This is a genomic window from Paenimyroides ceti, assembly GCF_030409925.1.
This window is the reverse complement of record NZ_JAUFQU010000001.1, coordinates 2,542,706-2,555,458: the sequence shown is the minus strand read 5'-3', so window position 1 is coordinate 2,555,458 and position 12,753 is coordinate 2,542,706. Positions and strand designations below refer to the sequence as shown.

The following is a 12,753-nucleotide window of genomic DNA, read 5'->3' as shown; positions in this document are numbered from 1 at the left end:
AAACGCTTCATATACATTCGGCATTTGAACTTTAAAATATTCAGATTATGAGCGAAGAAACAGAAAACAAACAGCAAACTCCCGAACAGTTATCGGATATATTACTGGTATTGGATAAGCAAAAGAATAAAATACAGGCGGTTACCGGCATAGACGAAAACGGCAAATTGAAGACTACTGACCCCACAAAGGAAAACCAAAGCCAGTTTATGCGTGTGGATAAGCACGGCGATTTGTTCTCCAACTTCTTCTCTAACTTTTGGAGGCAGTTAAAAAATCCGACCAATTTTTCATTCTTCAAAGTATCGGCTGATGAAGCCGTAGATAAGGCTAAGGAAATGCAAAAGCAGGTAGATAATCCTACACCCGAAGGCGAAAAGGAAATGAAAAAGAACGAGGTAAAAGCCGAACCCGAAAATGAACAAAAACAAGAAAATAAAAATGATATGGCAACAACACAGACAACACCGGATACCAGCGAATACCGCTACAAGCCGGAACAGATTGATTGGGAAACAATGAACAATCTCGGAATAGGCAAAGAACGCCTTGAAAAAATGAACCTTTTAGACCCGTTGCTAAGAGGTTACAAGACCAATGACCTTGTACCTGTAAGCGTAAACCTCGGCGGGGCTATTGTTCGCACAGATGCCCGTTTGTCTTTACAGACTGCACCGGACGGAACCGTAGTGGCAGCGATACACGGTATCAGGAAAGAGCCTAACCTGAACTTTGAGTTTTTCGGACACAAGTTTACCGATGAGGATAAGAAAAACCTGCTCGAAACGGGGAATATGGGTCGTGTGGTTGACTTGACCAATTCCAAGACAGGCGAATTGATGCCGTCAATTATCAGCGTGGACAGGCTAACCAATGAGCTGATTGCCCTGAAGACCGAATTTGTCAAAATTCCCGATGAGATTAAGGGTGTAAAATTGAACGATGAGCAAAAACAAACCTTGATGGAAGGCAAATCGCTTTATTTGGAAGGAATGATTTCTAAAAAGGGCGATGAGTTTAGTGCCAATGTACAGTTTAATGCGGATAAAAGATATGTTGAGTTTCTGTTTGATAGAAGTAACAATAATCAGCAAACACAAGAAAACCGGCAGAACAATCAGCAAAGCCAACCGCAGGAAGCTCCGAGAACTTTTAGAGGTAAGGAACTTGATGATGAACAATACAATAAGTTCAAAGCTGGACAAACTGTTTATATAGATGGTCTGATAGATAAAAAAGGACAAAAATATCAGGGCTACATCACGCTCAACAAAGAAACTGGCAAAACAGATTTCTCGTTCCAAAATCCCGACAAGCTCAAAGCCCAAGCGAAACCAACCGAAGCCCACAAAACGCAGACTGCGGTTAATTCCGAGGGAAAAACCAACGAAGCAACCAAGAATATCAAAGAGCCTTTGAAATCGGGGCAGCAAACACCCAAAAATGAAAAACAGCAGGAACAACAGAACAAACCCAAAGCACCTGCAAAATCCAAAGGCGTAAAAAGATAGTGAATAATGAAAACAATTATTGCAGAAAAACCAAGCGTAGCAAGGGAAATAGCCGGACTTGTGGGAGCATCCGATAAAAAGGACGGCTACCTTACGGGTAACGGCTATTTTGTTACGTGGGCATTCGGACATCTGATAGGATTGGGAATGCCCGAAGATTACGGCATTTCGGGGTTTGACAAAGCATCCTTGCCGATACTTCCAAACCCTTTTATGCTGACCGTTCGCAAAGTCAAAAAAGACAAAGGCTATCAAGCCGATGCTGGTGCATTGAAACAGCTAAAAGTGATTGAAAAACTGTTTAACCAAAGTGAAAGCCTCATCGTGGCAACCGATGCAGGTCGTGAGGGCGAACTCATCTTTCGGTACATTTATGAGTATCTGAAATGCTGTAAGCCCTTTAAACGGCTTTGGATAAGCTCGCTGACCGAAAAAGCCATTAAACAGGGCTTTGACAACCTAAAAGACGGAAAGGAATTTGACGGATTATATCAGGCGGCACAAGGCAGAAGCCGTGCCGATTGGCTCGTAGGCATCAATGCTACACAGGCATTGAGCATTGCCGCAGGCAACGGTATTTATTCGCTCGGAAGAGTGCAAACGCCTACACTGGCTTTGATTTGCAAACGGTATATAGATAACAAGAATTTCGCCGTACAGAAATATTGGCAGATACAATTATCCCACTCCAAAGAGCAAATTGATTTTAAAAGTATTTCTGCTACCAAATGGCAGGATAAAAAGCTGGCAGATGATACATTAAAATCTATTGAAAGGAATGGTAATACTGTAACAGTTACTTCCGTAGAAAATAAGAATATAACGGAGCAGCCGCCTTTGCTTTTTGACCTCACAGGCTTGCAAAAGGAAGCCAACAAAAAGCTGAACCTCTCTGCTGAAAAAACTTTGAATATTGCTCAAAGCCTGTACGAAAAGAAATTCATTACCTATCCACGTACCGGGAGCAAATACATCCCCGAAGATATGTGGGCTGAAATTCCCAACCTCGTGAGGGCATTGCAGAACAGGGAAACCTGCAAAGCTGCTTTATCCAAAATTAAATGGGGGCGTTTCAATAAGCGTATTGTAAATGATTTGCGTGTTACCGACCACCACGGATTGTTGATTACAGATAAAGTCCCGTCCGTTTTGAGTGCAGACGAAAATGCGGTGTATGATATGATTGCCTTTCGCCTGCTCGAAGCCATTTCGCAAGCCTGCATCAAAGAAATAACCGATGTTTCCTTACAGGCAATGCACTATGATTTCACCGTAAAAGGCTGTAAAATTTTGGAAGCAGGCTGGCGTATGATTAAGGGTAATTTTTCGGAAGATGATGCAGAACCTATACAGGATTTGCCCGAATTGAAAAAAGGCGATGAACTTAAAATAAAAGAAGCTGCCATTCTCGAAAAGAAAACCAAACCTCCTGTGCTTTATACCGAAGCTGGGCTTTTGTCGGCTATGGAAACCGCAGGTAAGGAAATCGAAAACGAAGAAGAACGGAAAGCCCTGCAAAACATCGGTATCGGTACTCCGGCTACAAGAGCCGCCATTATCGAAACACTGTTTACCCGTAACTATATCCAACGAGAAAAAAAATCTTTAATACCAACCGAAAAAGGATTGCAGGTTTACGAATTGGTTAAAGACCGAAAAATTGCGGACGTGGCTATGACCGCAGAATGGGAACTCGCTTTGCAGAAAATTGAGAACAACGAAGCGAATGCCGGAAGTTTTCAAAAGGAAACGGAAACCTTTGCAAAGTCCATTACCGATGAATTGCTGCAAACCTCCATTGCTCAAAACAGCCTCCCTAAATTGGTTTGTCCGAAATGTAAAAGCCAACAGCTTATTATCCGTGATAAGATTGTTAAATGCTCCGATGAAGTTTGCGGCTGGATACAGTTTCGCAATGTGTGCGAAGTGCAAATCAGTATTTCCGATATTGAAAACCTTGTGAATAAAGGGAAAACCAATCTTATCAAAGGAATGAAAAGCAAGGCAGGAAAGAAATTCGATGCTTATATCGTATTGGATGCCGATTGCAAAACCTCTTTTGAGTTTGATAATAAAAAGCCAAAAAGATAATGACCGATATTACCATATCCCAAAAGGAAATAGCACCGCTTATCCATACCATTAGGGATAAGCAAGTTATTCTTGATGCTGATTTAGCAATGCTCTATCAGGTAGAAACAAAAGCCCTAAACAGGGTTGTAAAGAGAAACCAAAACCGCTTTCCCGAAACTTTTTGCTTTCAGCTTAGCGAACAGGAAGTAAAATCTTTGAAGTACCAATTTGGCACTTCAAACGTTGGACGGGGCGGGAGGCGTACGCTACCCTTTGCATTTTGTGAGCAAGGAGTGGCAATGATGTCCGCATTGTTGCGAAGTGATATAGCGGTAAAGGTCAGCATTGAGATTATGAATGCCTTTGTAGAAATGCGGAAAATGCTTATCAGCAATGCTTCGCTGTTTCATCGTTTGAATAATATAGAACTGAAACAACTACAAGCCGACCAAAAATTTGAGGAAATCTTTAAGGCATTGGAAAGCGACAAGCTCCACAGCGAAAATGGCATCTTCTACAACGGTCAGGTTTTCGATGCTTACGCCTTTGTGTCGGATATTGTACGAAGTGCCAAAAGCTCCATTATCCTGCTGGATAACTACGTGGACGATACAGTGCTGACTTTGCTGGGCAAGCGCAAGGAAAATGTAACCGCTACAATCTATACCAAAACTATCAGCAATCAGCTACGGCTGGATGTACAACGGTACAACAGCCAGTATGCTCCGATTGAAATTGAGGTTTTCTCCGATGCTCACGACCGCTTTTTGATTATTGATAATGCAGAACTATACCACATCGGGGCATCTCTCAAAGACCTGGGCAAAAAATGGTTTGCCTTTTCGAGAATGGATATTGAGGTCGGCAGGATGCTCCAAATTCTAAACAATCCATAAAATGAACCTCTGAATTTTCAGAGGTTTTTTATTGCTCATTGCGACAAATCCTGCCACACAAAGCCAAACCCTGCCACTTCTTCAAAGGCACTTATCTACCGCTATAATTTTAGGCTTCAAGCAAAATTCTAAACAAAATTATAGTATGAGTACACAGCAAAAAGACTTGTCGTATTACAGATTACGACTACAAGAACATCTTAATTCAGGCTTTCCTGAAAAAGCCAGCGACCACAAATTTATCGACCAGCGTTCTTCGTGGGCTGCCAATGCTTACGAGGGTGCTTTCAGTTCGGGAAACGCTATTGAGCAGTGCAACGAAATAGCCAATTACATTCTCTTTGAGGGCTTACATTTTTCAAGGTTCGATACCATTTTTCAGGTGGTCTGCAATGAGTTCGATACCCTAATGGCAGACGAGGAACTTCGACCATTTGCCCTGAAAATGTTCCGTGTTTGCGAGCCTGTTTTTGCCAAATATAAACTGACCGATGATTTCGCCTACGGTTATGAGTTTGATGTACTCTACACCGAAATAACGGGAACCATCGCAATATGGATAACCGAAAATGGGCTTCAGTAAAAAGCAACATCTCCAACAGAATATTGATGCCCTGCGAATTGCTTTTAAACTGGAAAAGGAGAACCGACAAGCCACCGTAGGCGAAAGACTGCTAATGATGCAATACAGCGGATTTGGCGGTCTTAAATTCGTTCTGAACCCCGTTGAATATGAGATGGACATCAACAATTGGAGAAAGACCGAACACGACCTTTTCTCTATTACGCAGGAGCTGCATCAGGTTTTAAAAGAAAATGCCACAGACGAAAAGCAATACAAACGATTTGTGGACAGTATGCGAAGCTCCGTACTCACAGCATTCTACACACCGCCGGAGGTTATAGATGCCGTTTCTTCCGTATTGCGTGATAGCGGTTTGAAGATTGATAAATTCCTCGAACCCTCCGCAGGTATCGGCTCATTTATACAATCCTTTTCGGAAAATCAAAAAGCCAATGTTACTGCTTACGAAAAAGATTTGCTAACGGGCAAAATCCTAAAGCAGCTTTATCCCGCAAATAATATCCGCATAAGCGGTTTTGAGGAAATCCCCGAAAAGGAACAAAGCAGTTACGATGTTGTTGCCAGCAATATCCCGTTCGGTGATACCTCTGTATTTGACCTTTCATACTCCCGAAGTAGAAACCCCGCAAAGGAGCAAGCTGCCCGAAGCATTCATAACTATTTCTTTTTGAAAGGAAATGATATGCTCCGAGAAGGTGGTTTGCAGGCTTTCATTACCTCACAGGGGATTTTGAACAGCCCGAATAATGAGCCGATACGCAGGGCATTAATGGAAAACAACAATTTGGTTTCAGCTATCCGCTTACCCAACAATCTGTTTACAGATTATGCAGGTACAGAGGTTGGCTCTGACCTGATAATCCTGCAAAAGAATACAGCAAAACCAAATTTGACCGAAGCGGAAGAATTGTTTTGCCAAAGCAACAAAACAGGATATGGTACACCCAGCAATGCTTTATTTGAGGACGGTACAAGAATTATACATACGCATTGGAAAGTAGATACTGACCCTTACGGGCAACCTGCATTAATCTATACACACAAAGACGGCGTTGAGGGCATTGCAAATGCCCTCAAAGAGATGCTTTCCGAAGATTTTGGTAACCACCTGAATTTGTCTTTATACAAAGGCGAACAACACGATGAACCTTTTATACAAATTCCAACGCCGGTAATTCCGCCTCCCATTGTTGAGCGTGAAATCATTCAGCCCCAGCAACAGCTTTTTACGACACCTGTGATAAGACAGGAAAGTCCGCAGGAATTAAAACAGCTAAGCATTTTCGACCTATTTGAAAATACAGGTGAAACTGTGGCTGTCCTTGCTCCGCCAAAAAAAGCAACATCAGCCAAAAGACAGACCAGCCAGAGAAAACGAATGCCTATCAGTCGCCAGCCCGACCTGTTCAGTTCTGCAATGCAGCAACCTTACACGCTTCCTGTTTCAAATGGCAATAAAACATTTAATGGCAAAGAACAGGAAGTAATCGGCGATTTGTTTTCGCAACAAAACGGGAATGGCCAAGCTGATAAGCCAGCCATTCCCGTAGCCGTTCTTGCCGCCATTCCCGAACCTGCGCCGTTTAGTAACGAACTGCAATCGTTCCACCGAAACGATTGCCTTGTGGTAGATAATGGCTGGGTGGGTTATCTGCAAAGTGTAGATACCGCAGACGGTACGGCTGTCTTCCACCCGTTGCAATTACCTCCTACGCAAAAAGCAAGAGCCGAAGCGTATATACAGGTACGTGATGTTTACCAACAGCTTTATACCAAAGAAGCACAGCACCAAACTGAACACAAAGAAGAAAGGGAAAACCTTAACCGATTGTACGATGCCTTTATCAAAAGGTATGGCAATCTGAATAGCGCCGATAATATCAAGCTCATTAAAACGGACAGTGCCGGAAAGGAAATGCCTTATCTGGAGCGTGTGGTGGGCGGCGTGGTACACAAAGCGGATATATTCAGCCGTCCGGTCAGCTTTTCCATCACAACATTAGCTACCGACAATCCCGATGAAGCGTTGGCGGCATCGCTGAACAAATACGGAAGTGTGGATTTGGACTATATGTCCGAAGTGAGCAATATGACTGCCGATGTGCTGAAAGAAGCCTTACACGGCAGGATTTTCTATAACCCTTTGCAACAGGAATATGAAATCGCCGAACGCTGGATTGCAGGTAACGTGGTAGAAAAAGCGGCGGATGTAAGAAACTACCTCGAAAACAATCCCGATGATGCCCAAGCCAAAGAAAGCCTTACTGCTTTGGAAGAAGCCCGCCCAAGACGAATTGAATTTGAAGAGCTGGACTTTAACCTCGGCGAACGCTGGATACCGACTGGCGTTTATGCCCGTTTTGCTTCGCATCTTTTCGATACGGATGTGCGTGTACATTATTCCGAAAGCTCCGATGACTTTTCTGTAACCTGTGGACAGAAGAATGTGCATATATGGGACAAATATGCTGTTAAGGCAGAGAGCAGAACGTTTGACGGGATTAACCTGCTGAGGCACGCCCTTGTCAATACTACGCCTGATATTACCAAGAAAATCACAATAGATGATAAGGAAGTAAAGGTTAGGGATATGGAAGCCATTCAAATGGCAAACACCAAGATTGACGAAATCCGAACTGCCTTTACAGAGTGGCTCCACGCCCAAAACAATGAGTTTAAAAACAGGCTGACCGACCAATACAATGATACCTTTAACTGTTTCGTCCGACCGAATTATAACGGAACACATCAGGAGTTTCCGGGATTAGACCGCAAGGGGTTAAAAATCCAAGACCTGTATGATAGCCAAAAGGACACCGTTTGGATGATTAAGCTCAACAACGGTGCTATCTGCGACCACGAAGTAGGTGCAGGAAAAACGCTGGTAATGTGTACGGCAGCACAGGAAATGAAGCGGTTGGGGCTGGCTCACAAACCAATGATTATCGGGCTGAAAGCGAACGTACCCGAAATTGCCGAAGCATATAGAACCGCCTATCCGCACGCTAAAATACTCTATCCGGGCATTGACGATTTTACGCCTAAAAAACGCTTGCGGATTTTTGGTGATATTAAAAACAACGATTGGGATTGCGTGATACTCACACACGACCAATTTTCTATGATACCGCAATCGCCCGAAATGCAAAAGGAAATTCTCGAAATAGAACTGGACAGTGTGGAGCGTAACCTCGATGTGCTGCAATCGCAAGGAAATGAAGTTACCAGAGGGATGCTTGCCGGAGCGATAAAGCAAAAAGAAAATCTCGAAGTAAAGCTGAAAACCCTGCAACACGATATTGAGAACCGTAAAGATGATGTGGTGGACTTCAAAATGATGGGCATAGACCATTTGTTTGTGGATGAAAGCCACCAGTTTAAAAACCTCATTTTTAATACACGCCATTCAAGGGTTGCCGGATTGGGAAATATGGACGGAAGCCTAAAGGCTTTGAACCTGCTCTTTGCCATTCGCACTATCCAAGACCGTATTGATGCGGATATGGGTGCTACTTTTCTTTCGGGTACAACCATCAGCAATTCACTGACAGAGTTGTATCTGCTGTTTAAATACCTACGCCCAAGAGCATTGGCAAAGCAAGGCATTCATTCTTTTGATGCGTGGGCGGCTATTTACGCCCGTAAGACCACCGATTATGAATTTTCGGTGGCTAATAATATCGTGGCGAAAGAACGTTTCCGCTATTTTATCAAAGTACCGGAACTGGCTCAATTCTATTCCGAAATCACGGATTACCGTACAGCGAAAGATATTGGAATTGACCGCCCCGAAAAGAATGAGGTGTTATACAACATACCGCCAACTCCCGACCAGGAAGCATTTATCCAAAGCCTGATGCAGTTTGCCAAAACGGGCAATGCCACTTTATTAGGAAGAGAGCCGCTTTCTCAACGGGAAGAAAAAGCAAAAATGCTGATTGCTACGGACTACGCCCGTAAAATGTCGTTGGATATGCGAATGGTAAGCGATATTTATGAAGACCACCCCGACAACAAGGCTTCTCATTGTGCCGCTAACATTGCGAAGTATTACCACCAATACAATGCGCAAAAAGGAACGCAGTTCATTTTCTCGGATTTAGGTACTTATAAACCGGGTGAATGGAATGTATATTCTGAAATTAAACGCAAGCTCGTGGAAGACCACAACATACCTCCACACGAAGTCCGGTTTATACAGGAAGCTAAGAATGATAAGCAGCGTAAGGAACTTATCAAAGGAATGAACGAGGGCAAAATCCGTGTGCTGTTCGGTTCAACAAGTATGCTCGGCACTGGCGTAAACGCACAGAAAAGAGCCGTTGCCGTACACCATTTGGATACACCGTGGCGACCGAGCGACCTTGCCCAAAGGGACGGGCGGGCTATCCGAAAAGGCAATGAAATTGCAAAGCATTTTGCGGACAACAAAGTACAAGTAATTATCTATGCCGTAGAAAAATCACTGGACAGCTATAAGTTCAACCTGCTATTCAACAAACAGCTTTTTATCGACCAGCTAAAGAATAATAATCTCGGTAAGCGTACCCTTGACGAGGGTAGTATGGACGAAAAATCGGGTATGAACTTCTCGGAATATGTAGCAATTCTCTCAGGAAATACCGACTTGCTGGATAAAGCCAAAATAGAAAAGCAGATTGCCGGACTGGAAAGCGAAAAGCAGGCTTACAGTCGTTCTAAATACAGTGCCAAATATAAATTGGAAGACTATACAGCCGAACTTGACAAAGCCCAATCACGCTTTGACCGTATGAGCCTTGATTGGGGAAACTTAGAGCAACGGTTACAAAAACGGCAGGACGGTACGGTTGTAAATGCTCTTGTGCTGGACGGTTTATCGCCGAATGCCGATGTAAAACAGACGGGTGCAAAACTTAACCAGCTTGCGGACAAAGCACGTACAGGAGGCGATTATGAAGAAATCGGTAGCCTGTATGGTTTTCAGCTATTGGTAAAAACCGAAGTTTCCCAAAAAGAGGGCGTGGATATTCGTGTGAACCGATTTTTTGTACAGGGCGAGGGCAATATCAAATACACGTTCAATAACGGTGTTATGGCAAAAGACCCCGAAACGGCATCACTGAATTTTTTAAGGGCTTTGGAAAAGCTGCCTGTCTATATTAAAAAGGAACAGGAGAATATTGCCGAGTTCCAAAAAGATTTGCCTGTGCTTCAGGAAGTGGTTAACGGTACGTGGTCTAAAGAAACCCGTTTAAGCGAACTTAAAACTGAACTGGCTGCCGTAGAAAGGAAAATACAGCTTTCCATAGAACCTGTTAAACAAGTAGAAGAACCTGCGGAACAAACTGAAAAAAAGCAGCAAGCTCCAAAGGTGTCAGAAAGCATTATCAGAACTAAAGGTATCCATTTGCCACGAGGCGTACTATGAAAAGAAAACGGGGATCTGCAAGTCCCCGTTCCTTTTTTATCAATTTCTAATATTCATCTTCTTCCAGCTCATCCATCCGTTTTATCAGCGCATCACGCAGGCTGTCAAGAAACTTCGTCCGGTTTATTTTTCGGGCTTTCAGCTCCATAAATGTATGGTAAAAGTCGCCTAAATCAACATTAAAGATGCTTTCAAATGTTTTGGCGATTACTTTAATATCCGTATTGTCAAATACACCCTGAGCGTGAAGGGCATATATCAATTCTGTCAATGCAGTTTTACTGCCTCGCCAATTTAAGTTAGGTAATTCTATTGATTTGCTTTTATGTATCGGGCTGTGAAGCTGGTCTTCAAGATATACTTGTATCAGGTCATTGGCGATGATTTTTGCAGCCTTATAATCGTGGGAAGTGGAAAAATTATGGTCCGCTTCAAAATAATAGGTGTCCAGACTTAGTTTAATGTCATACTTTCCCCGTACAAATAGCTTATCATCTATAAAAGTATTATTGGTTCTGTAATATTTATAAAATTCGAGGTTATTGTCAAAATATCTTTTGAGTTTTTCCAATTCATCATTATAGTATTTCTTCACTGCCTTACCGCCATAAGGTTTCTTTGTTTCGATTTTATAGATAGCGTTATAATAGATGAGCTTTGAAACAATAGCGGGCTTTTGATGCTTGAAAAAACGAATTTCTTCCTCTACATTTTTAAATCCTCTGTTCAATACATATTCTTTCACATTAGACAGGCATTTGATGATAAGTTTTATTATCACTTCAATCTGTTGTATGGAGCAATCCGTTTCAGTTTCTAATTCTTTGATTGCGGCTTCCAGATTATTCAACGTTTCGTTATAAAATTTATCCATCCTGTTTATTTTGAAATTTCTATTGGACACCTACATTGAATTAGTTGATGTCATTACATAGGGTTAGCTAATCGGTCAAAGTGCCTTTTTACGATTTCCTTTCGATGATTTAAAGGTTAAAACAGCAATTACCGCCAAAGCCAACGTAAGCATACCTCCATACAAGAACTCTTTTTCGGGAAACCGTGTGCCTAAAAAACCTGCTATCGGGTATGCTATTGCCCACCACAAATGAGAAAACGCAAAGTGAGAACCGTACACCTTACCTTGATTTTCTGATGCAATGTTTTCGCCTATTAATGTTTCTGACGGCATATCGGCAAGCGTTTGACCTATACCTGCCAAAACCCATAAGAACAGCAAGCCGTTGTACGGAACAAAATTGGCAAAGCTGATAGCTAAACCTATCAGGACAGCCCCGCTTATCAGCGATATGCTCCGTGTTTTGGTTTTATCAAGGCTGCCTAACAGAAAAGCCGTGATAGCTGCGCCTACTCCGAAAATTGCCATTATCCAGCCGTAATGCTTATCATCTAAAGCTAAAGATGTTTTTACCAAACCAACGGTATTTACCAATACCATAGCTCCGGCAATAGCAGATATAAATTCAATACTTAAAGAGAACCTTAAAATCTTGTTTCCAAACAATAAGCGAATACCTTTTATTACTTCGCTCCACGTATTGCCGGGCGGTGTACTATCGGTATTCACTCCTTTTTGCAGTGCTGCCACCGGTATAGTCAATATCAGTAGTATGGCAATGAATAATGTTGCTCCATTGACAAAGAAAATCTGCTTGGCTCCTAACCATACCGCAAATATCCCCGCCAATGCAGGACCAAATACGCTTAACAACTGAAAAGTTGCCATTGATAAGCCGTTGGCTTCCCTGTATATTTCTTTGTCTACTATCTGTGGGATAATAGCCCTGTATGTTGGCGTGAAGAATGCAGCGAATACGTTCAATGCAAATATCAACCCATACACCTGCCACTCGGCATTTACAAACGGCAGCATACACACAATTGCCATTCTTGCCAGTTGCGTTATCAGCAATATGTTTTTTCGCTTTAATTTTTCAGACACTACGCCTGCAAAGGGCGAAAAAATGATATACGCCGTTACCCGCAAAGTGAGAGCCGATGCCAATATAGCTGCCGCATTATCGGGGCTGATTTCATAGGTAAGCAATGCCAATCCTAACCACGTAAAGGCATCCCCGAACAAACTTGCGATTTGGGCAAAATAAAGCCTTGCGAAAGTCGAGTTCCGTAATGTTTTAAATGGTTCTGTAAACGCTTTTTTTAATAATTGTAATTCCATTTTACATTTTTAAATTATTCTTATTAAGCGGATAAGCACCGCCGTCAGACGGTGCTTTTTTCTATCCGCTTCGTTATGGT

General features: G+C 42.5%; 7 protein-coding genes. 5 read left to right on the top strand and 2 right to left on the bottom strand.

Features of this window, described 5'->3' with window-relative positions; all coding sequences use genetic code 11:
- The first annotated feature begins 47 nt into the window (after positions 1–47).
- From QW060_RS12720 to QW060_RS12700, 5 genes are read left to right on the top strand one after another with little or no spacing between them, the layout of a single operon-like run.
- A complete protein-coding gene (locus QW060_RS12720; RefSeq protein ID WP_002996066.1) occupies positions 48–1,511 on the top strand; it encodes a DUF3945 domain-containing protein in 1,464 nt (487 codons plus the stop codon).
- 6 nt (positions 1,512–1,517) lie between these two features.
- Positions 1,518–3,602: a type IA DNA topoisomerase gene (locus QW060_RS12715; RefSeq protein ID WP_002996062.1), complete on the top strand. Its 2,085-nt coding sequence runs from the start codon at positions 1,518–1,520 to the stop codon at positions 3,600–3,602.
- Positions 3,602–4,480 (top strand): ORF6N domain-containing protein, encoded by an 879-nt coding sequence (locus QW060_RS12710; protein WP_002996058.1) that lies wholly within the window; start codon positions 3,602–3,604, stop codon positions 4,478–4,480. The genes QW060_RS12715 and QW060_RS12710 overlap by 1 nt, the downstream gene beginning before the upstream one ends.
- A 31-nt stretch (positions 4,481–4,511) precedes the next feature.
- A complete protein-coding gene (locus QW060_RS12705) occupies positions 4,512–5,063 on the top strand; it encodes a DUF1896 domain-containing protein (RefSeq protein WP_450091476.1) in 552 nt (183 codons plus the stop codon).
- The gene (locus QW060_RS12700; RefSeq protein ID WP_024567728.1) at positions 5,050–10,476 is read left to right on the top strand and encodes an N-6 DNA methylase; all 5,427 of its coding nucleotides are present in this window, start codon (positions 5,050–5,052) and stop codon (positions 10,474–10,476) included. Before QW060_RS12705 ends, QW060_RS12700 begins: the two co-directional genes overlap by 14 nt.
- A gap of 46 nt (positions 10,477–10,522) precedes the next feature.
- Here the strand turns inward: QW060_RS12700 and QW060_RS12695 are convergent, their stop codons facing one another.
- Both QW060_RS12695 and QW060_RS12690 read right to left on the bottom strand, forming a co-directional pair.
- On the bottom strand, positions 10,523–11,350 hold the full coding sequence (locus QW060_RS12695) for an RteC domain-containing protein (RefSeq protein ID WP_024567729.1): 828 nt from the start codon (positions 11,348–11,350) through the stop codon (positions 10,523–10,525).
- A 75-nt stretch (positions 11,351–11,425) separates the two neighbouring features.
- Complete coding sequence (locus QW060_RS12690) at positions 11,426–12,673, bottom strand: MFS transporter (RefSeq protein ID WP_024567730.1); 1,248 nt, start codon at positions 12,671–12,673, stop codon at positions 11,426–11,428.
- Positions 12,674–12,753 lie beyond the last annotated feature (80 nt).